Below are 21,676 nucleotides of genomic sequence, written 5' to 3' on the forward strand. Positions count from 1 at the left end.
TTTCCCACTTCAGATCGATTATTCTTTGTCGTCACTCGTCATTAACCGACACTTTAAATTTAATCAAGAAATCTCAGCATGAATGATAAGAAAGTCTATGTTGCCTATACAGGCGGAACTATAGGTATGAAGCCAAGTGAAAAGGGTTTCATTCCCGAGTATGGTTACTTTTCTGATCAAATTTCCCGTTTACCTGAGTTTATGTCGCCAGACATGCCTCAGATCGAAATGCATGAATATGAGACATTAATTGACTCTTCTAATATAACTCCTGAGCACTGGTACCAGATTTCTCAAGATATCGAATCAAGATTTGATGAATTTGACGGTTTTGTTGTGTTACACGGAACCGACACCATGGCATACACTGCTTCGGCATTATCTTTTATGCTGGAGGATTTATCCAAACCAGTTATCGTTACTGGTTCCCAGATACCCTGGTCACAGATGCGGACAGATGCTCGGGACAATCTGATAACCTCTTTAATGTTAGCGGGAAATTACGATATCCCCGAGGTAGGACTCTATTTCCATAATAGACTCTACCGTGGGAACCGCTCGCGAAAGCTCGATGCAAGTGGCTTTCACGCCTTTCAGTCTCCGAATTTCCCGGCACTTGCAGAGGTTGGAACTAGAATACAGATAAAAGAGCACCTGTTACTTAAAGAGCCTGCCAAACCTTTAAAAATCCAAAGGATCGCTCCACCAAAGGTAGTTATATTATCGCTATTTCCCGGTTTTGATGCTGACATGCTAGAAAAGGTTCTGGATACCGATATTCAGGGCTTGGTGCTTATGACCTATGGTATGGGCAACGCACCATCTGACGACAAAAACTTTCTTTCAGTACTTAGAAAGGCTTCAGATAATGGTGTTGTAGTTATCAATTGTACCCAGTGCTACAAAGGAACGGTCGATATGTGCGGATATGAAACAGGCCACGCTTTACTGGATGCTGGCGTCGTATGTGGTTATGACATGACTCCCGAAGCAACTTTAACAAAACTTAGCTACCTGTTGAGCAGCGAATTAACCTTGGAAGAAGTTAAACAAAAAATGCAGCTAAATTTGCGTGGAGAGTTAACTCGGTCCTAGCCTCTATTGTCATCGAGCATGGAGGCTCTCATCCTATTTTTTATTACTAACTCAGCCCTATATAAAACGAAATCGTATATAGCGTTATCTCGTGTTACGCCAAGTAATTTTTTTTACAAGCATTACAAGCAAAGCGCTAACCTCAACATATCATGATGTTGCATTCCATTTTCAAATATGGGAGCTGCGTAGTTTCGCGTAAAAAAGTTCTTATCAACACTTTCAATTCGAAAACCAAGACGCTGGTAAAATGTAAGCTGATAACCAAATGTACCTGTTCCTAACACAAGCTTTGAAACCGGCCTTCGCTTAAATTCGTCGATAACAAAGGTTAAAAGAATTGTACCAATTCCCAAACCTTGGTAGTCAGGTGTAACAACAAGATTATAGATTTCAATTTCGTCAGCGCTATTGAAATTAGTTACGCACGCTGCAACAATTTGACCGTGAGTGAAAGCGCCAAAACAAATAGCGTTTTTCAGATATTTGCGAATTTTATCTTCACAAGGATCTGCGATAGCCAATAGAGATAGAGGCAATGAATTTCCGTCAACCTCTTTGATTTCCGGTATTACTAGATCTTCCATTAAATACGTTGACGGTTGGCCAAAGACAATGAAAGTGTTGAACCATCAAGGTAGCCTAACTCACCACCGATAGGCACTCCTTGCGCCAAACGTGATACATTGATTGACGGATCGAGCAGAGAACGGATGTAATGCGCAGTGGCTTCACCTTCGACGGTAGCAGAGGTTGCGATTATGACTTCTTCACAAGATTCCTGCTCAACAAGCTGTTTTAACTTAGGCAAGCCAATTTCATCTGGTCCTATTCCGTCAAGTGGAGAAAGATTTCCCATTAATACAAAATACCGACCTGAATAAGTCGCTGTTGATTCAATCGCCACAACATCTGATGGAGACTCAACAACACACAACAAAGCCGGATCACGTTTTTCATTAGCACAAATACTACATAGCTCTGCTTCCGTGTAATCTCTGCATTTGGAACAGTTTCCTATATCTGTCATTGCCTGGGATAGTATCTCAGACAGAGCTATCGCGCCCGATCGATTATGCTCAAGCAAATAGTAAGCCATGCGCTGTGCAGACTTCTTTCCAACGCTCGGCAAACATTGCAGGCGCTCTATTAATTGATTAAGTAATGTATTCGACAAGGGAATTAACTAACCATTAAAACGGCATTTTAAAGCCTGGAGGGATTGGAAGTCCTGAAGTGACAGAAGACATTTTCTCCTGTGTTTCACTTTCAACTTTTCTAACTGCATCATTAATTGCTGCAGCGATAAGATCTTCCAGGATTTCTTTGTCATCATTTAGAAGTTCATCGGCAATTTCAACACGTCTAACATCGTGCCTGCCAGTCATAGTAACGGAAACCATTCCGGCTCCTGACTGTCCAGTAACCTCAAGTTTGGCTACTTCTTCCTGTGCCTTTTGCATTTTTTCCTGCATTTCCTGGGCTTGTTTCATCAAGCCGCCTAAACCTTTCATACTTACCTCTATTCTTACAACTGATCTTCTATTTCAATTTAACGATAAATGGACAATTAAATTCATTTGGCGTCTTAAAAAGGCGCCTTAAACTCAATCGACTCACGAATAATCTTTGCACCGAGTTGTTCGAGCAATAAGCTCACCTGCGGATGTAACGCTAACTTTTCTTCAGCTTTGTCTATCGCTTCTTCTAACAGCCTAACTTGTCTTTCCTTTGGCGTTTCAATTCCATTTAAAATTTCATCATCATCTTTAATTGCTACAAATTCAATTGAAAGACCTGTTGCAGAAAAATAACTTTTAATCTGCTCAAGAATCATTTCTTTCGCTGAGCTGGTTAATAATGGTTCGACTTTTTCTAAAATTTTGATCGTAATTTTGTTATTTTCAGTTTCGGCGACTGAGTTTAAAAGTATCTGTTTGCCATTACCTTCAATAGCCAGGGCGTTAACTACTTGATACCATGACTCGCGGTTAACGTCCTGCAATTCAATCGGATCATACTCTTCCCTAATTGGCGATATGTTTTCTTGCCGCTTTTGGCTTTTATTCTCATGCGAGGCAGTAGACACTGGATTAACAATTGGCTCTTGTATCGACTGCATTATGGCTTTTACTTTTTGTTCGCCAAGCTTGTCGCTCAGTTCAGCATCGTATTCTTCCAACACACTTGCATCGTCTGCATTCTCATTTCCGACTTCATCAGACAGGACTCCGCTTTCGGTAACCTTATTGTCAACAACGACACGCAAGCTTGCTTTTTTTTCCTCAATATTTTCCTGACTAACGTCTAGCTGAACAAATTCTTCAGCTTCAGCCTGCTGTTTAAGTGCAAACTGCTGATTGCTGTATGAGCCCGGCTCTAGATATAAAGATGTATCTGTATTGTCTTTCTCTGTATTTTTGTCAACTTTAGTCGCCTTGGCATTACTAGTCACATCAGAAGTAGTGCTTGTTCCAGCATTTAACGACTCAATTGGCTCTCTATTGGTTTTTTTTTTAGATGGTAATTGTCTCTTTGGTGATTGACCATCTGGTTTAAAGGCCATAATTCTCAACATGGCCATTTCGAACCCTTGCCTTTGGGTTGGTGCAAATGGCATGTCTTTTCTTGCATGAAGGGATAACTGATAAAACAATTGCAAATCAGCTGGAGATACTAATTCTGCCATCTCTTCTACTTGACTATCATTTGAAGAGCCTACAGCCTGACACACTGCAATTTGGTGTAACAGTGTTAACCAGTCAGACATAAGCTCATCAAAATCCGGTGAGAACTCAGCTATTTCATTGATCGAGTGGATTAAATTTATCGGCTCTTCAGAGATCACTGCCTTCAAAAGCTTAACCGCATAAGATCTGTCTATGGTACCCAACATATCAAGTACCTGTGCATGTGAAATATTTCCACCACAAAAAGCTATCGCCTGATCCATCAAACTCAATGCATCACGCATGCTACCATCAGCACCTTTTGCAATAGTAACAAGGGCCCCCTCTTCAAACTCGATGTTTTCCGCCCGTAGAATATTGGACAGATGATTGATAATTTCAACTGCGTCCATACGTCTTAAATGAAACTGTAAACAGCGAGACAATACTGTTACTGGTAGCTTCTGCGGGTCAGTTGTCGCCAATAGAAAGATTACATGTGGTGGAGGCTCTTCTAAAGTTTTGAGCAGCGCATTAAAACTATGCCCGCTAAGCATATGGACTTCATCAATCAAATAAACTTTATAACGACCACGGGTTGGACGATATTGAACATTGTCAAGAAGCTCTCTAGTGTCTTCTACTTTCGTTTTTGAGGCCGCATCAATTTCCATCAGATCGACAAAATTTCCCTGAGCGATCTCAATGCATGACCCACACTGACCGCATGGCTCAGCGGTAATTCCTTTTTCACAATTTAAGCTCTTGGCTAAAATTCGAGCTATTGTTGTTTTACCTACGCCACGAGTACCAGTAAATAGATAAGCATGATGCAAACGTTGGCTTTGCAAAGCATTGCTCAAAGCTTGAGCCGTCTGCTTTTGACCAACTAATTCGTTAAAATTACCGGGACGCCATTTGCGCGCAAGAACCTGATAACTCATTCACTGCCTCTAAGCTGTTGATTATTGAATATCATTATAATGCAACAAGCATTCGAGTCACAGGGTAAAATGCAGGATATTTAGAGCATCAAATATCGCCCTAGTAAAAAACGAAATTCAACGAGGGGTTGTTAAAATGGAAGCGGCCCTATCAGCCACATCCCGGCACACGAGTCAGTTGCTACCGTTGCTCCCTTCCGGGCCTGGCGGGGTTTACAACCTATCGTTGCGGGAGGACCAATAGGGCCACCATTGTGTCATCTGGTTAACCAGAAAAAACTGCATTGATCTGGCGGTGAGAGAGGGATTCGAACCCTCGATAGGTGTTAACCTATACACGCTTTCCAGGCGTGCTCCTTCAACCACTCGGACACCTCACCTAGGAAATTGTTAATTTACTAACCAATTTCACAAAATTCTTGAGGATAATCTGATAAATATTCCTCTTGAATTGAGGCGCGTAGATTATACAAATTCGAATTAAATGGCAATGCTTTATAAAAGATTAATTTCAGTCTATGATAACTCAATGGCTTTAGATCAAGTCCAACTCACGATTTAGTCGTAAAATCATTCACTTAATGTTTACGATAAAACCAAAAAGGTAACCGATGGATATCAAATTATTACTTCGTTTGATGGCGGAAAAAAATGCTTCCGATCTGTTTTTTAGCACAGGCGCTCCTCCTCATATGAAAATTGAAGGCGTTTCTACACCAATGGGACAAGGCGCAATGCCTCCCGGCGCTATTAAAGATATTGCTTACGGGCTTATGGACGAGAAGCAAATAGAAGAATTCGAAGAAGAGTGGGAGCAAAATTTTGCTATATCTGTAGGCGACATAGGCCGTTTCAGGGTAAATGTATTTCTTCAACGGGGTGAAGTCGGTATGGTGATGCGCCATATTAAGTCGGATATTTCGAGTATTGAAGAACTCAAGCTTCCCAAACAAACTGCAAAACTGGTTATGGAAAGAGCTGGACTTGTTTTGGTTTGCGGACCAACGGGCAGTGGGAAATCAACTACACTAGCAGCAATGATTGATTACCGCAATCGCAAGGATACTAGTCATATCCTGACAATTGAAGACCCTATTGAGTTTCTCCATGAACACAAACTCTCAATTATTGACCAACGTGAAATCGGTGTAGATACAAAAAGTTTCCACAACGCTCTGAAAAATGCAATGCGCGAAGCTCCAGATGTCATACTAATTGGTGAGATAAGAGACAGAGAAGCTATGCAATATGCGATCAGCTATGCACAAACGGGTCACCTTTGTCTGGCCACACTTCATGGGAATAATGCCAAACAAGTGCTTGAAAGAATCCGTAACATGATACCTTCAGAACAAAGGCCTTCAGTTATGAAAGAGCTTTCCAGTGTTTTAAAAGGTATTGTGTCGCAAAGGTTGGTTATGAGCCAGCAAGGAAAACGAGTTGCAGCGCTAGAAATAATGCTTAAAGCTCCTGATATTCAGGAAATTATTCAAAAAGGTAATCTCGAAGAACTTAAAAAGGCGATTGAGAAACATCAGATGGATGGCATGATGTCATTTGATCAATCTCTTTTCAGGCTATATAAAGCTGGAACTATTACCCGAGAGGATGCGCTTCGATTTGCTGAATCGAGAACCGATTTGAACCTTCAAATGCGATTATCCGAAAGCGGACAAAAAACCGCCAGTATGGATATGCCGGGCGAAAAGAAAAAGCCAAGTGGCCCAAACTTTTCTACTAAGCTTTAACTCTTTAAAATTAAAAAAAGGGGGTTATCTATTCCCCCTTTTTTGCTATTTCTGCATAATGCTAAATATTAATCGGAAAGTTATTTCTTGAAATTCACCATTCTTTCCAAAGGTTTCAACGCTCGTTGAATTAAGTTCTGTTCAACAAATATTTCATTATTCTGCTGTTCGAACACTTCTGATAAATTGATTAGCTCATTCATTTTCATCCAGGGACAATGAGCACAGCTTTTACAAGTCGCACCCTCACCTGCTGTTGGAGCTATGATTAATTCTTTATCAGGCGCCGCCTGTTGCATTTTGTGGAATATGCCCTTGTCTGTAGCGACTATGATCTGTTCTTCCGGCAAGGTTTGTGCGGCTTTAATGAGTTGTGAAGTTGAGCCGACATGATCTGCGAGCGCTATCACGGATTCTGGAGACTCTGGATGAACTAGTACTGCCGCATCAGGATACAAAGCTTTGGTTTTCTCCAATGCAATATGTTTGAATTCATCGTGAACTATACAGTGGCCTTTCCACAGGACCATATCCGCTCCAGTTTTTTGCTGAATATACCTTCCTAAATGACGATCAGGCCCCCATAGAATTTGTTCTCCCTTTGCGGATAGATACTCAATCACGTCAACTGCAATACTCGAAGTTATTACCCAGTCTGCTAATGCTTTGACTTTAGCAGACGTATTCGCATATACGACAACAGTCCTTTCAGGGTGCTGTTGGATAAACTTCTCAAACTCCTCCGCGGGACAGCCCAGATCCAATGAACACGTAGCTTCAAGTGTTGGCATAATAACCCGCTTTTCAGGACTCAACATTTTAGAAGTTTCACCCATAAATTTTACCCCGGCAACAACCAGAGTATCAGCAGGATGAGTTGCGCCAAACTTGGCCATTTCAAGTGAATCGCCAACAAAACCACCAGTTTCTTCTGCTAGCCGTTGAATCTCGGGGTCAGTGTAATAATGAGCGATTAAAACCGCATTGTTAGATTTTAGCTTCTGCTTACATATCTCCCGCAAACGCTCTGACTCGTCGCTGGATAGTACTTTTGGGGGTCTGGGGAAAGGGAAATCAACAGTTTGTGGGTTAAACATAATACTTGATGAATGCAAAATCGTTGCGGTGATTATATCAAATACATTGGGCAAAAGGGCAATAGCTTTTGATGCTTTATGATCTTATTTAAAAAGATAAGCCTCCAATAGGAGGCTTTAGGGGAGATTCTAGCGGTGGGCCACCGCCGGGAAGCTTGAGTGGGCTTCCCCTTACATTCAACTACACGGATTTTGGACAAACTTTCAAAAATTGCTGCTTAAGTAAAATAACCACGACTAATTTCAGCTCTAGCTTCTCGCCAGCCCCCAAGCCACTGCTCTTTAATGTCCGCGGTGGTAAATGGGCAAGCTTCACTGGATTTACCGCTAATACCGGCTGCAAATCCTTTATTGTGGGCTCTCTCGAATCGGTCGCGCTTCTGTCTTTTCATATATGCAGTTACCTCTGAGTTAGTAGGTGTTCGACAAAAACTGTGTTTTTGCGTTTTCTTAGTAACCTGTCCAATTTTCCGTTGGCCACCTATAGACCTTAGGAGGATCGGATTAGTTCCGCAAATAAAATTTTGGCATTAAAATAACCAAATCGATTTCGAAATATATCTAAAGTTAAAGTCTTACTTAACTTATTTATCCTAACCAATTGTTTTTAAAAAAAATTATTTCTTATAACGATAATATAAAATAGCTAAGAAAAGCATTATTAAAGATACTTTAATAACCATTTATTATCCATTTTATGACTTTTGTCTCATTCGATCATTATTGGATGAAGATATTTAAATATTTCTTGCGACTTATCCTCACTAAATGTTCGACTACACTCTTTGTGAGCTACTTATTAATTTGTTGTAAAACACTGACTATCAATAATTTACCTCAAAATCTGTTGAAGCTGTTGGATTGACATAAGTATCTCATCGTGTAGTATTCGCGCCCTTTTAACCTACAAAGTTTTTGGGCGGAGCTCATAACTGAAGGACTTGCAATGTTCGATCTAAACTCCTATTCAACCAATAGTATTAAAAATGACGTGCTTTCCGGACTAACAGTGGCGCTAGCGCTAGTTCCAGAAGCAGTTGCATTCGCTTTTGTCGCTGGAGTGGATCCCCTGATAGGACTCTATGCAGCTTTTATGGTGGGTTTAGTCACATCGGTCATAGGTGGGCGTCCCGGCATGATATCCGGCGCAACAGGCGCCATGGCCGTTGTTATGGTGAGTCTGGTAGCGGTTCATGGCGTAGAATACCTTTTTGCAGCTGTTGTTTTAACAGGCATTTTTCAAATACTTGCAGGTGTCTTTAAACTTGGAATGTTCATAAGGATGGTTCCATTTCCAGTGATGTTAGGGTTTGTAAATGGTCTGGCTATCGTTATCTTCCTGGCACAATTAGGTCAGTTTAAAGTCATTAATGAAAGTAATGTAGCTCAATGGATGCAGGGGGAAATGCTGGTCTGGATGGCAGCAATGGTTACTTTGACGATGCTGATTATTCACTTTCTACCAAAATTAACAAAAGCAGTTCCTTCTTCATTGGTCGCAATATTAGTCGTCACCGGCATCGTCATAGCTGCAGATCTCCCGATACCTAATGTCATTGACTATGTTCGCTCTAATTCTGGAAATCCTGATGCAACACTCGCAGCTGGCCTACCGAGTTTTTCAATACCGTCAGTCCCGTTCAACTTTGAAACTTTACAAATTATTTTACCCTATTCATTGATTCTGGCAGGTGTTGGCCTGATTGAATCACTTCTAACAATGACTTTAATTGATGAGATAACCGAAACCCGCGGGCAAGGTAATCGGGAATGTATTGGTCAGGGTACTGCTAATGTAGTCAACGGCTTCTTCGGTGGCATGGGCGGTTGCGCCATGATCGGTCAATCAATGATTAATATTAACTCAGGCGGTCGCGGCAGACTTTCGGGTATAACGGCTGCGGTTGCTCTACTACTGTTTATTCTGGTTGGTTCGGAATGGGTCGAAGTTATTCCATTAGCAGCGCTAGTTGGCGTAATGTTCATGGTCGTATTAGGCACTTTTGAGTGGGCCAGTTTCAAAATGATAAATAAAGTACAAAAATCAGAAATATTCATTATTGTTGCAGTTTCAGCTATTACTGTAATAGCTGATTTGGCAATAGCGGTGATAATAGGTGTTGTAATTTCAGCTCTTGTTTTCGCATGGAAACATGCCAAAAATATTTATGCGAAAAAGACTATTGATGAAAGTGGTTCCAAAGTCTATATAGTGCACGGCCCCCTTTTCTTTGGCTCCGCCCGTAATTTTCAGGATATTTTTACGCCGAAAGACGACCCCGACGACGTTATTGTTGATTTTTTAGATGCAAGGGTTTACGACCACTCAGGAGTCGAAGCAATCGACACACTGGCCGAAAGGTACCAGCGTAGAGGTAAAACGCTGCACTACCGGCACTTAAGTCCTGAATGTAAACAACTCCTAAGAAAGGCTGGCAACCTGGTAGAAGTTAATGTAATTGAAGATCCCAACTACCACGTGGCTGACAGTTCTCTTGCCTAGATTTAGATAGAACAAAAGAAAAGCCCGTTCAACGGGCTTTTCTTTTATCTATACGGAAGAATTAAATCAATGACATTAATCGCTCAGCTGCATATAATCAGTTGATAAACATAACTATTCCGCTAAATAATGAAGCTACTTTCTGGAAAAAAACGCTTTATAGCTTTTTTGTCAATATTCTTCTTTTTATTAGGGTTGGGCCTCTACCACCGAGAAGCCTATCGTCTTTATAAAGTCGTTACTTTGTTTGATGCTGACCAAATAAGTTACAATTTTCAGCATATGAGTGATATTTTTCCCTATCGTACTATTGCTAAAGGAAAACCAAATTTCAAACTTGTCAATTCACCTTTAAAGCTTCCCCTCGAATTTGAATTTAATAACCAAAAATTCAATATACAGGACTATCTCGAGCAAACACGAACCACTGGATTTATTGTGCTAAAAGATAGTCAGATAGTTTTTGAAAAATACTTTTCAGGCCATAACAAAGACAGGCTCCATATTTCCTGGTCAGTCAACAAGTCAATTGTGTCCGCCTTGATTGGAATCGCTATTTCTGAGGGATATATTGACAATGTTAACCAACCGGTTACTCGCTATGCCCCAGAGTTTACTGAGAGTGGCTATGACGGTGTTTCGATAGAGAATGTATTGCAAATGAGTTCAGGCGTATCATTTAATGAAGACTATGCTGACTTTTATTCCGATATAAATCGCATGGGACGAGTTATCGCTTTAGGGGCATCTATCAACGAGTTTGCTGCTACTTTGAAAGCGCATAAGCCTCAAGGTAAATTTCACCACTATGTAAGCATGGATACTCAGGTGCTTGGAGTAGTTTTAAAAAATGCGGTTGGAAAATCACCAAGTGAATACCTCCATGAAAAAATTTGGTCAAAACTTGGAATGCGAAGTGATGCAAAATGGCTAGTTGATGATACAGGTATGGAACTTGCCTTTGGTACGCTTAATGTGACTTTACGTGATTACGCGCGCTTTGGTCTACTCTTTCAAAATAGAGGCAACTGGCTTGGCGAACAAATCATTCCTGAAGACTGGTTTTTGCGATCAACTACTCCAGACAAACCACATTTGATGCCTGGTGATAACCGCTACTCATCAAGTAAATTTGGTTATGGCTATCAATGGTGGGTTCCAGACTCATCTAAAAATGACTTTATGGCACGCGGCGTTTACGGGCAATACATTTATGTTAATCCGCAACAAAAAATAGTCATAGTAAAAAACTCTGCTGACCCTCTATGGCGTTCCGGTAGTGAAGAGAACTATAAGACAACCGCAATGTTTCAGTATATTGCCCAAAAATTAAACTCAAATTTTAGACAAGTATTAAATTAAGAAGTTACTATGGATAAATCCCTTTCCTATTTTTTTGCAAGGCCGAAACATTGGGCCGGATTAGTATTTATGGGCTTTGCCTGGCTTATCGCCAGACTACCTTTTTATATTCAACTTAAGTTAGCCAAAGCGCTTGCCTGGCTACTGGAAAAGTATGCGCATAAACGCCGTAAGATTGCCGAGATAAACATCGAACTTTGCTTTCCCGAGTATACAGAGAACCAACGTAAGGAACTTGTGAAAGAAACCCTGTTTATGACAGCTCTGGGAATAATAGAAACAGCAACAAGCTGGTTTTCCGATCTAAAAAGAATGGAAAAAAATACAACATATAAAGGACTGGAAAATGTAGATAAAGCCAAGGCTAATGGTAAAGGCGTCATAATGATTTTCTTTCACTTTACATCCATGGAAGTTTCAGGTTGTCTAATGGGTAAGAAAATTGATTTTTTCGCAATGTATAAACCCAACAAGAAAAGCCCACTCATTGAATATATGATGCGTAATGGAAGGCTAAGACATGTCCACGGACTTTTAACTCAGGATGATGCCAGAGCAACGATTCGATGTCTCAAGAACGGCGGAACCATCTGGTATGCTACCGATCAAAATTTTGGAAATAAAAAAGGCAGTTTTGTTCCTTTTTTTGGTATCAAAGCATCAACAGTAACTGCCATTACTAAATTTGCAAAAATGTCTGGCGCCTCAGTGTTGCCTGTAACCAATGTCCGTACAAATAACTACGCAGGACTGGAAATCGAAGTTCACCCTGCTTTCGAAAACTTCCCAGGAGAAAATGCTGAAGCAGATGCCTTACAAATCAACCTGTTTCTGGAAAGTTTTTTAAAACAGCATCCTGCTAACTATCTCTGGATACATCAAAGGTTTCGCACAAGACCGGAAGGAGAACCGCCTATCTACCCTCCCAAAAAATAACGACAATCGTACTGATCAGGATCTTACAGGGAATAAAGATGTCTATACATAAAAAATTTTTTACACATTTTCTACTGTCCTTATTAATTTGGGCTTTTAATTCAGGATGTTCAGAAAAGGAACCTGAATCCTCTCCACAAACAGCTCAGGCTGAAGCTCAGAAGGTTGAAGCAAAAGAGCTTAAAATAAGTAATAAAGAATTACGGGGAAATTCACCTGCTCGTTCAATGAAAAACTGGGAACAAATTAAAGCTTCCGGAAAATTGCGATTAGGTAAGCTGGTCTGGGAAGAGGAAAATCAGCTTCCTAGAGCAGGTACATCGAGTCTATTTCACTTCGATTTAGTACAGTCTTTCGCAAAGGAACATTATCTGGCAATTGACTGGATAAGCGCTGATAATTTGGGAGAGCTTCTCGCACTTCTTGAAAATAATGAAATAGATATTATTCCCAGGCACCTGACTGTTACTGATAGCAGAAAAGAGAAGTTTGATTTCACATCCCCACTAGCTAACGGAAAAGAAGTACTAATTACTGCGACCAGCAATCAGTCTTCGATAGACTCGAAAAACATAATCGAATCAGATCTAATGTTATTTCTGCCTGAGAAATCTTCCTATCTTGATACTGTTTCCCAAAATTATCCATCCTGGAAAATATCCAAGTTCACTGAAGCTCTGGACTCTGATGAGCTTGCCGATAAAGTTGCCAGTAAAGAGTTTCAATTTTCAATCATCGATCAAGTTCAATATAGATCCTTAAGAGAATATCGAAGCGACATAATTTCAATATTACAACTTCCGCAAAATAAACTTTATGCATGGGCTCTCGCCAAAGGAAATATCGAGTTAAAAGATAAGTTAAATCAGTTTGTCGCGTTACATCATATTGAAAAAACCTCAAATGAAAGTAGGACTTATGATCTGGATAAGATTAAGCATTCAGGGAGGAGCCTACGCATGATCACTCGCAATAGCCCTGAAACCTACTTTCTATGGAAAGGAGAGCTAATGGGGTTTGAGTATGAGTTGGCCAGGGAGTTTGCGAAACAAAATGGACTACGACTTTCTGTGATAGTCGCAGAAACCTATCAGGAAATGCTCGACATGTTGGAGCAAGGAAAAGGAGATTTTATTGCCGCTGGAATATCTCGAACAGAAGAACGAAAGAAATCTTTAAACTTCAGTTTTCGCTACAACCGTGTCTCTGAAAAGATTGTTGCTCACAAGAATTCGCCGCCACTGAAAAGATTAGATGACTTGAAAGGACGAACTATTAGTGTACGCCAATCTAGCGCATTTTGGAGTACAGCTGTTAGTTTAAGGGAAAAATATGGCGTCAAGGTCGAGGCTGCAGATGAATTACTGTCAACTGAACTATTAATCGATCAGGTTGCTCGAAAGTCAATCGATTTAACGATCGCTGATAGTAACCTAATCAGTATTGAAGAAAGCTTTCGAGAAGAAATTAATTCTCCTCTCACTTTAAAAGAAGATATTCCATATGCCTATATCGTTCGCAAAAACAACCCTCTATTGCTGAATTCTCTCAATACCTTTATTAAGAAAGAATACCGCAACACTTTTTATAACGTAGTCAAAAACAAATATTTTAGTAATGACAAGCGCAAGCAAAAATATCGTGAAAAACGAATCACTGATGGTTCTGCTCTTTCTCCATATGACTCACTTGTGAAAGAAAAAACTAAGCCTTATGGTTTCGATTGGCGTTTAATTACATCACAAATGTATCAGGAAAGTCGATTTAACCCTGAGGCAAAATCAGGTGCAGGGGCTTTAGGATTAATGCAAGTTCTGCCAAGAACAGCGAAAGAGCTTGGTTATCAGAACCTTTTCGATCCTAAAGAAGCGATTGCAGCTGGTGTCGACTATTTAAACTGGACAAGACTACGCTTTTCAGACGAGCTACCACTTCAAGAAAGGATTCTTTTTGCGTTAGCAGCTTATAATGCAGGTTATGGTCATGTTAAAGACGCACAAAGACTTGCCAGAGAAAAAGGATGGAGAGATGACAAGTGGTTCAACCATGTTGAGAAAGCCATGCTGTTATTACAGCGTCCCGAATATTATAAAAAAGCAAGATTTGGCTATTGTAGAGGTAGTGAGCCGGTCCAATATGTTCGAGAAATTAATCAGAGATATTTAAGCTATTTAAATATCATGTAGAAAAGACAGCGTATAGTTTTCTCTATTGATCAATTTCTGATCGAAAAGTGTTTTATTTATCCCCAGATTTAGTGGATATCATTGGGGATAACTTTGTTAAGGGCCCGTCATTATTGAGATGCGCTAAATTGATTTTTTGTTGATCTGAATAATTTTTATCCTGATAACATGTTTATTAAAAAAATTGTTTTAATTACCTTCTTGCTTAGCAACCTAACTGGCTTCAAACTAAACTCGCCCGATCACTGGTTGCAGGTGATCAGAAGTTCGCCCTATCACCTAAGTCAGAATTTTCATGCTAATCTCAGCCAAATCCGTCAATGGGTATTGTTTCAACGCAGTTTCTGCGAAGAACGCAAGCGTCATATCTTCTATAATACCCGGGGCCAATTTTTAGGTTATATCGACAACCAGGAAAGCCCTCTGTCAACACAAAAGAAACTAAATACTGTGCGTGAAAAACTTTATAGAACAAATAAAGTCAATCATTTTGTTAGTGGCACCAGTAATGAATCTGGATATCCGTTCGCACTTAACTGTAATCAGCCTCATGCTGACATTGACGCGGCTATAAGCCGCTTAAATGGTATCAATAAAGAAGATCGTCTCTGGGGGACCTGGGATGGATTATCAGCAGGAACAAAAAGTAATCCGGTTCCACTTTTTCAGTTAGTCGATCAGGTTTATCAAGCAAAATCCCAAATTACCAAACAATCGATAAATGCTTCTGAATTTCGCCATTTTCTTGCACAGATAATCATTGAAAGCGGAGCTCAAAAACATAGTCACTCAGCTGCAAATGCCATAGGCCTTTTGCAACTTAGGCCTGAAGTATTGAGCGACTGTCAAATTCCTGAAAAATTCTATCGACACCGAATGGCACAGGTTGATTGCGCGGTTCGACTCTTTCAACAAAACTATCGAAATCTGAAACCCGCTTTTAAACAAGTTTTCGGCCACTTGCCTGCACAAAAAAGAGATACACTTTTTTCACTATTACTAACACAAAGCTACCACAGCGGTATCGGACGAATCCTTAACTTGCTAACCAATTCCGAATTTAATAAAGCTAGTTTATATTTTGCCAGTCATGCTCGTAAATATACTGCACAGGATATAGCCACAGGCATCATCTTTCATAATATGGGTAGACAGGAACTGGGACTTGCTTCTCTCTACTATACGGTCGATGTAGCCATTGTTGCCGAAAAGCTTTGTAAAACAGATCAGCTTAAAAAGGAATGGTTTTGTATTTAGCCAGTCTTTTATCTTATCTGACTTTCACTATAGTTAGTGAGACTTTTCGCTTTTTATCTTGTTCCAAATTGACTATTTATTCTCCGTCTAAAAATAAAGATCCCACAAATTCAAAAACTTAGCAAAATCCCCCAAAAAAGCACTGGATAACCACTCATTTTAATGCTACTTATATAAGTAGCATTAGTTTGTTTTGATCAGGTTATTTTAAGCTCTCATGTCTTCCAGTGCACTCAAGCAATTACTTAGAAACCAGTCTATCTGGCAAGCTGCCTGTCGTAAGTCTAAAACGACAAGCATGAGCAGTGGCTACCGAAAATTGGATCAATCACTTCACTATGGCGGCTGGCCGCAAGCAGTATTGAGTGAAATTTTACTACCTCAGCATGGAATAGGAGAAATTCGCCTGCTGTCTCCCCTGCTCTCACAACTAAGTCAGAAACCGGGCTATATCTGCTGGATAAATCCACCTTTTTTACCTAATGCTACAGCCTTGTTCGAACAGCAAATACAGATAGAAAAACTGATTTTTATTCGTACACAAACGACACAACAAACTATATGGACAGCTCAGCAAGCAATGTCGTCAAATGCCTGCTCAGCGGTTCTTTGCTGGTTACCAGCACAAAGCCTTAACCGTGAAATACGCAAGCTATCTCTGGCAGTAAAATCTGGCAATTGCTGGGGATTTATTTTGCGACATTACAAAATGCATACCCAACCAAGTCCGGCCGCTTTAAGAATTACTCTTGAGAATACAACAAAACTAAAGCGACAACTATCAATCATAAAGCAGCCTGGAGGCTGGGCAGGTCAAGAAATAACCCTTGAACTTTTTCCAGAAAGTCTTTATTGGACTAATCAGGCTGCCACTGATTGGCCTCAGATAAATTTGAATTCGAAGGAAAACATCCGTCCCACTTGTGTTACTGAACATAAACAAGAAGTTCGAGCTCAAAATAACTCACAAATTCAAAGCTCACCTTCGACTTTCAATAACCATAACCTATCGATGTACCACTAAGGCAGCTCACTATGTGGTTAACAGTTCGTTTTCCCTTATTACCTCTGGAAACATTGTATACATCGGAGCAGATAACTCAGGAAGTAAAACAACATACAGAAAATGATTACGCCCTGCAGAAGGCTCCACAAGACTCTCCACAGGTTGTTATTGAGAACAGTGTAATTTATTGTCTTAACCAGTCGGCCTATGAATGCGGTATTCGCTCTGGTCACAGTTTGAGTAATGCACTTGCACTTTGTCAAAAACTTAAAAGCTGTGAAAGATCAATTGCTCAGGAAAAGCAGCGCCTGAGAAATCTGGCAGTCTTAGTTTATCAATTTTCATCAACGTTAAGCATTAACTACCCTGTAACAGGAAAAAATGAATCTATTCAGGATCATTTACTGACGCTAGAAATTGGTCGCAGCCTTAAACTTTACCAGGGAGTTGACAACCTTCTCTCTGAAATAGGTAAACAGCTGGATAATGAAAAGACAAAATATCAATTCGGTATTGGTTACAATGAAAAAAGCGCCAGATTATTATCACAGGTACCTCTCGAAAAATCTCTCAACTGCCTAAGTCGTGGCGTTCAACACATCTGTGATGAGCCAGCTCAAAAAGCCTTGCTCCAACTGATATGTGAACAACCTATTGGACTGATGGAAGTGGATCCTGCAACAATAGAAAAGCTGTCTTCTGTCGGATTTCGCAGCATTAATGATCTGTACCGCATACCTCAAGCCACTTTAACAAAACGCTTTGGTCGCCCTCTGTGTAATTACCTTATGCAGCTTTTTGACACTCTAAAAGCACCAATAAAATTATTTACTCCACCTGAAAGCTTTCATCAGAAAATTGAATTTATTGATGTGATTCATCAAAGGGCAGCTCTCTCTTATCCTATAAAGCGGTTGACTAAAGACCTGGCTTACTTTCTAAGATTAAAACAAAAGCAATGTCAGTGTTTATATTGGGAGTTATATGACTCAGAAAAAAACATTATTGGCTTTGATGTTTTATTATCCGAAAGCAATATTGATGAAAATATTTATCTTGAATTAACAATGCTCAATCTCGAACGTTACAGTTTACATGCACCAATTGAAGCTATCGCGTTATCAGTGAACCAGCTCTACAGCTTAAATACTGACAATAAAAATCTGTTTGATGAATATGGAGATTTTAAACAGGACGCTCACTTTATTAGCAAAATAAAAGCTAAACTCGGTGCTAGTAGCTGCTATCAAATATCAGTACATAATGAACATGTTCCCGAGTTAGCTACTCAAGTTGTTACTGAGACAGCACAACATTTTAATGAAAGTACGGAGACTAATAAAGCAACATACACTTATCCTCAATCACCAAATTTTAATTATGGTGGTTCAACAGCGATTGATTTTTCTCATCAAACCATACCATCAAGACCAGCCTGGCTACTAGAAAAACCCAAACCAATTAATTTTAACCAGACCAGTCTTTTATATCAGGGGAAAATGAAGATCATATCTGCACAGGAAAAAGTTACCCAGTACTGGTGGAAAAAAGAAATCGCAAGAGACTATTACCTTGCGGAACATGAAGACGGCACAATTTACTGGGTATTCTTTGATCAGTTAAAACAGTGCTGGTTTTTGCATGGTATCTACGGGTAACAGGTATCCACTCAACGATGCTTTTCTACGAATTAAATACGACAACTAATTTTACCTTTTTGACCGGAGCTTCCCATCCCGAAGAGCTGGTAGAACGTGCAATCGAATTAGGTTATGCCGGAATCGCAATTACCGACGAATGTAGCTTTGCCGGTATTGTTCGTGCTCATGCAGTTGCTAAAAGATATAATAAAGAAAACCGGCCATCACCGCCTTTCAAACTACTTATTGGCTCCCGCTTAAGAATTGATTTTCATGCAGAAAAAGACCTGGAGATCATTCTACTCTGTCCATGCCGCGAAAGTTATGCGGAACTTTCTTCTCTAATTACTCTTGGTCGACGTCGTGCAGAAAAAGGCAACTATCAAATTCTACTTAAAGATCTAATCCGGCTTATCAAGCGCTGTCTCTGCATATGGCTACCAGGGACAAGCAAAAAAAGTACAACTTATAGCAATCAGCCTCCTATCAAATTTCAATCGGCTTTTACTCAGCTTAAAGCCTTAAAATCAATATTTTCTGATCGTCTATGGATAGGTTATCCCAGGTTATTATGCTCTTTTGATTATCAATTATATTTACAAACACTTGAACTGACTCAGCATTTGCAAATTCCTCTGGTAGCACAAAATCAGGTTCTGATGCATTCCGCTAAACGTCTAAAGCTGCAACATTGCCTAACTGCAATAAAGCAAAATAAAGCGCTTCAAACTCTTGGCTCTCAGCTTTGCGCCAATGCCGAGCAAAGATTAAGGAGCTTAAACCGACTCAAACAACTTTATCCTGACAAGCTGCTGGCTGAAACAGAGAGCATTGCTTCTCGCTGTCACTTTTCACTCGATGAACTTAGATACGAATACCCGGATGAAATATTGCCTCCAGGTCTGTCTCCATCCCGATATTTACATCAACTCAGTTTTAACGGAGCAAAAATACGCTGGCCTGATGGAATTCCGGAGAAAATGAAAAAGCAGCTTAACCATGAACTGTCACTAATAAAACAGCTTAAATATGAACACTACTTTTTAACCGTTTATGACATAGTCCAGTTTGCCCGTAAACAGAAAATTCTTTGTCAAGGAAGAGGCTCTGCCGCTAATTCTGCGGTTTGTTATTGTCTGTTTATCACAGAGGTAGACCCGAGTCACAGCGAACTTCTATTTGAACGATTTATCTCTGAAGAAAGAGATGAACCACCAGATATTGATGTTGACTTTGAACACCAACGCAGAGAAGAAGTAATTCAATATATCTACAAAAAATACTCCCGAGAAAGAGCAGCACTTACCGCAACCGTAATTACCTACCGCTTAAAGAGCGCTATACGTGATGTTGGTAAAGCGCTGGACTTTGACCAGACCACGCTTGAACACCTTAGTCAGTCTCTAGCCTGGTGGGACAAGCCAGACTCTTTGCATTCTTACCTGAAAGAAATGAATTTGTCTCTGTCTGCTAACTTGACTCAGAACTTTTATCAGCTTGTTATGGAAATCCTGCACTTTCCCAGACACCTTTCTCAACACGTGGGTGGCTTTATCATTACTCGTAGAGCGATGTCTACACTAGTTCCTGTTGAAAACGCAACAATGGCCGAACGTACAGTGATTCAGTGGGATAAGTATGATATTGAAACTTTAGGATTACTCAAAGTGGATGTATTGGGACTGGGCATGTTGACCATGATTCGTAAATGTCTGGAAATGACTCAAACCTATTCCCCCATCAAAGTTCTGGCCGATATACCAAAAGAAGATCCACTAACCTACGATATGTTATGCAATGGCGATACGGTTGGTGTTTTTCAGATAGAGTCTCGCGCCCAAATGAGCATGCTTCCCCGATTAAAGCCTCGTTGTTTTTATGATCTGGTTATTCAAATAGCCATAGTTCGCCCAGGTCCTATTCAAGGAAATATGGTGCATCCATTTTTAAAAAGGCGAAATGGAGAAATTGAAGAGACTTATCCCAATGAAGAAATTCGTCAGGTTTTGAAGCGAACCCTGGGAGTTCCTATTTTTCAGGAGCAGGTCATCAAACTCGCCATGGTTGCTGCAGGTTTTAGCGGTGGCCAGGCAGATCAACTGCGTCGGGCAATGGCAACCTGGGGACGCAATGGCGACCTTTTTCAATTCAGAGAAAAACTCATCAATGGAATGTTAAAACGAGGCTATAGCCAGGATTATGCAGAAAGAGTTTTCGAACAAATGAAAGGCTTTGGCAGTTATGGCTTTCCCGAATCTCACTCAGCCAGTTTTGCCATACTCGCCTATTTTTCAGCATGGTTAAAACGTCATCATAGTGCGGCCTTTTATTGTGCTTTACTTAATAGTCAACCTATGGGATTCTACTCTCCTTCTCAACTGGTTCAGGACGCAATCAGGCATCGCCTTAAAATATTACCTATCGATATTGAATTTAGCTTGTGGGAGTCTCATATTGTTGTAGAAAAGCAAGGTTCAAAGAAAGCACCACAAAAAATTCGACTCGGTTTTCATCTGGTAAAAAGTTTTAACAAAAATGCGGCCGAAAGAATTATCGAACAAAGAGAAATAAGCTATTTTAAAAATATAAAAGACCTGGTATACCGAGCAAAACTTAATGCTACAGAGAAAAGTGCTTTAGTTCAGGCAAATGCCCTACCAGGCTTGGCAAAAAATCGTTATCAGGCACAATGGCAGTCTTTGGCAATCGAAGCAGAAAAGCCACTTTTATATCCACTGGACACCAGCCAGAGAAAAATTTCAAAGACAGAGCTATCATTGGCTTCTCCAACGGTTGTTGAAGATATGATCACCGATTACAAATCGATCGGACTAACATTAAAAAAACACCCTATAGCTATAATGCGAGAAAATCAATGGATTGAAAAGTGCAAGAAAGCCTGCGACCTAAAAACAATGCGCCAGGGTCAGTTTGTTAAAGTTGTTGGAGTAGTCACTGGTCGACAACGCCCCGGAACAGCTGCCGGAGTTTTATTCCTGACACTCGAAGACGAAACAGGCAATATGAATATTATTGTGTGGAAAAATACTTTGGATAAATTTAAAAAAGAAATTTTAACCAGTAAACTTTTAATGGTTAAAGGTCTTATCGAAAGAGAAAGAAAAGTCGTTCATGTAATAGCCGGTTTCATCAAAGATATTAGTGATAAGCTACCAGACTTTAGAAGACACTCTCGAGATTTTCATTAAAAAGAGGCGGCAATCACCACCTCT

Annotated in this window: 16 protein-coding genes, 1 tRNA gene and 1 other RNA gene; 10 read left to right on the top strand and 8 right to left on the bottom strand. The window is 40.1% G+C overall.

Going from position 1 to position 21,676, the window contains the following annotated elements; genetic code table 11:
* Positions 1-78 precede the first annotated feature (78 nt).
* Positions 79-1,095: an asparaginase gene (gene ansA, locus IYN84_RS05385; protein WP_196138130.1), complete on the top strand. Its 1,017-nt coding sequence runs from the start codon at positions 79-81 to the stop codon at positions 1,093-1,095.
* Between the two features lie 122 nt (positions 1,096-1,217).
* Here the strand turns inward: ansA and IYN84_RS05390 are convergent, their stop codons facing one another.
* The 6 genes from IYN84_RS05390 to IYN84_RS05415 form a co-directional block, all read right to left on the bottom strand.
* Entirely contained in the window at positions 1,218-1,682 is a 465-nt protein-coding gene (locus tag IYN84_RS05390; protein WP_196138131.1) for an N-acetyltransferase, read from the bottom strand.
* Positions 1,682-2,272 (bottom strand): recombination mediator RecR, encoded by a 591-nt coding sequence (gene recR, locus IYN84_RS05395; RefSeq protein ID WP_196138132.1) that lies wholly within the window; start codon positions 2,270-2,272, stop codon positions 1,682-1,684. Before recR ends, IYN84_RS05390 begins: the two co-directional genes overlap by 1 nt.
* Before the next feature lie 16 nt (positions 2,273-2,288).
* Complete coding sequence (locus IYN84_RS05400) at positions 2,289-2,609, bottom strand: YbaB/EbfC family nucleoid-associated protein (protein WP_196138133.1); 321 nt, start codon at positions 2,607-2,609, stop codon at positions 2,289-2,291.
* A 74-nt stretch (positions 2,610-2,683) separates the two neighbouring features.
* Positions 2,684-4,708 carry a DNA polymerase III subunit gamma/tau gene (dnaX, locus tag IYN84_RS05405; RefSeq protein ID WP_196138134.1) on the bottom strand — a complete coding sequence of 675 codons (2,025 nt, stop codon included), beginning with the start codon at positions 4,706-4,708 and terminating at the stop codon, positions 2,684-2,686.
* 146 nt (positions 4,709-4,854) lie between these two features.
* Positions 4,855-4,951, bottom strand: an RNA gene (gene ffs / locus IYN84_RS05410) — signal recognition particle sRNA small type.
* A 47-nt stretch (positions 4,952-4,998) separates the two neighbouring features.
* Positions 4,999-5,088: transfer RNA gene (locus IYN84_RS05415), tRNA-Ser, on the bottom strand.
* A 231-nt stretch (positions 5,089-5,319) separates the two neighbouring features.
* Here IYN84_RS05415 and IYN84_RS05420 point away from each other — a divergent pair.
* The gene (locus IYN84_RS05420; RefSeq protein WP_196138135.1) at positions 5,320-6,456 is read left to right on the top strand and encodes a PilT/PilU family type 4a pilus ATPase; all 1,137 of its coding nucleotides are present in this window, start codon (positions 5,320-5,322) and stop codon (positions 6,454-6,456) included.
* An 80-nt stretch (positions 6,457-6,536) separates the two neighbouring features.
* Here the strand turns inward: IYN84_RS05420 and nadA are convergent, their stop codons facing one another.
* On the bottom strand, positions 6,537-7,553 hold the full coding sequence (gene nadA / locus IYN84_RS05425; RefSeq protein WP_196138136.1) for a quinolinate synthase NadA: 1,017 nt from the start codon (positions 7,551-7,553) through the stop codon (positions 6,537-6,539).
* A gap of 218 nt (positions 7,554-7,771) precedes the next feature.
* Positions 7,772-7,945, bottom strand: a complete 174-nt coding sequence (rmf, locus tag IYN84_RS05430; RefSeq protein WP_196138137.1) for a ribosome modulation factor — start codon at positions 7,943-7,945, stop codon at positions 7,772-7,774.
* 554 nt (positions 7,946-8,499) lie between these two features.
* Between rmf and IYN84_RS05435 the strand changes: the two genes are divergently transcribed.
* From IYN84_RS05435 to IYN84_RS05470, 8 genes are all read left to right on the top strand, one after another.
* Positions 8,500-10,056, top strand: coding sequence for a SulP family inorganic anion transporter (locus IYN84_RS05435; RefSeq protein WP_196138138.1), 1,557 nt, complete (start codon positions 8,500-8,502; stop codon positions 10,054-10,056).
* Between the two features lie 129 nt (positions 10,057-10,185).
* Entirely contained in the window at positions 10,186-11,418 is a 1,233-nt protein-coding gene (locus IYN84_RS05440; RefSeq protein WP_196138139.1) for a serine hydrolase, read from the top strand.
* A 9-nt stretch (positions 11,419-11,427) separates the two neighbouring features.
* A complete protein-coding gene (locus tag IYN84_RS05445) occupies positions 11,428-12,354 on the top strand; it encodes a lipid A biosynthesis lauroyl acyltransferase (protein WP_196138140.1) in 927 nt (308 codons plus the stop codon).
* Between the two features lie 38 nt (positions 12,355-12,392).
* Positions 12,393-14,540 carry a transporter substrate-binding domain-containing protein gene (locus IYN84_RS05450; protein WP_196138141.1) on the top strand — a complete coding sequence of 716 codons (2,148 nt, stop codon included), beginning with the start codon at positions 12,393-12,395 and terminating at the stop codon, positions 14,538-14,540.
* 255 nt (positions 14,541-14,795) lie between these two features.
* A complete protein-coding gene (locus IYN84_RS05455) occupies positions 14,796-15,797 on the top strand; it encodes a hypothetical protein (RefSeq protein WP_210330299.1) in 1,002 nt (333 codons plus the stop codon).
* Between the two features lie 217 nt (positions 15,798-16,014).
* Positions 16,015-16,821 carry a translesion DNA synthesis-associated protein ImuA gene (gene imuA / locus IYN84_RS05460; protein ID WP_196138143.1) on the top strand — a complete coding sequence of 269 codons (807 nt, stop codon included), beginning with the start codon at positions 16,015-16,017 and terminating at the stop codon, positions 16,819-16,821.
* An 11-nt stretch (positions 16,822-16,832) separates the two neighbouring features.
* Positions 16,833-18,461: a DNA polymerase Y family protein gene (locus IYN84_RS05465; protein WP_196138144.1), complete on the top strand. Its 1,629-nt coding sequence runs from the start codon at positions 16,833-16,835 to the stop codon at positions 18,459-18,461.
* Positions 18,431-21,652, top strand: a complete 3,222-nt coding sequence (locus IYN84_RS05470) for an error-prone DNA polymerase (protein WP_371734795.1) — start codon at positions 18,431-18,433, stop codon at positions 21,650-21,652. Before IYN84_RS05465 ends, IYN84_RS05470 begins: the two co-directional genes overlap by 31 nt.
* The last annotated feature ends 24 nt before the right edge of the window (positions 21,653-21,676 follow it).

Origin of the sequence: Aliikangiella sp. G2MR2-5 (assembly GCF_015687155.1) — a bacterium.
GTDB lineage: Bacteria > Pseudomonadota > Gammaproteobacteria > Enterobacterales > Kangiellaceae > Aliikangiella.

Coding starts and splice junctions, on each gene's coding strand:
- ansA (WP_196138130.1), top strand. CDS start 79: ATGAATGATAAGAAAGTCTATGTTGCCTATACAGGCGGAACTATAGGT.
- IYN84_RS05390 (WP_196138131.1), bottom strand. CDS start 1,682: ATGGAAGATCTAGTAATACCGGAAATCAAAGAGGTTGACGGAAATTCA.
- IYN84_RS05400 (WP_196138133.1), bottom strand. CDS start 2,609: ATGAAAGGTTTAGGCGGCTTGATGAAACAAGCCCAGGAAATGCAGGAA.
- dnaX (WP_196138134.1), bottom strand. CDS start 4,708: ATGAGTTATCAGGTTCTTGCGCGCAAATGGCGTCCCGGTAATTTTAAC.
- IYN84_RS05420 (WP_196138135.1), top strand. CDS start 5,320: ATGGATATCAAATTATTACTTCGTTTGATGGCGGAAAAAAATGCTTCC.
- nadA (WP_196138136.1), bottom strand. CDS start 7,553: ATGTTTAACCCACAAACTGTTGATTTCCCTTTCCCCAGACCCCCAAAA.
- rmf (WP_196138137.1), bottom strand. CDS start 7,945: ATGAAAAGACAGAAGCGCGACCGATTCGAGAGAGCCCACAATAAAGGA.
- IYN84_RS05435 (WP_196138138.1), top strand. CDS start 8,500: ATGTTCGATCTAAACTCCTATTCAACCAATAGTATTAAAAATGACGTG.
- IYN84_RS05440 (WP_196138139.1), top strand. CDS start 10,186: ATGAAGCTACTTTCTGGAAAAAAACGCTTTATAGCTTTTTTGTCAATA.
- IYN84_RS05445 (WP_196138140.1), top strand. CDS start 11,428: ATGGATAAATCCCTTTCCTATTTTTTTGCAAGGCCGAAACATTGGGCC.
- IYN84_RS05450 (WP_196138141.1), top strand. CDS start 12,393: ATGTCTATACATAAAAAATTTTTTACACATTTTCTACTGTCCTTATTA.
- imuA (WP_196138143.1), top strand. CDS start 16,015: ATGTCTTCCAGTGCACTCAAGCAATTACTTAGAAACCAGTCTATCTGG.
- IYN84_RS05465 (WP_196138144.1), top strand. CDS start 16,833: ATGTGGTTAACAGTTCGTTTTCCCTTATTACCTCTGGAAACATTGTAT.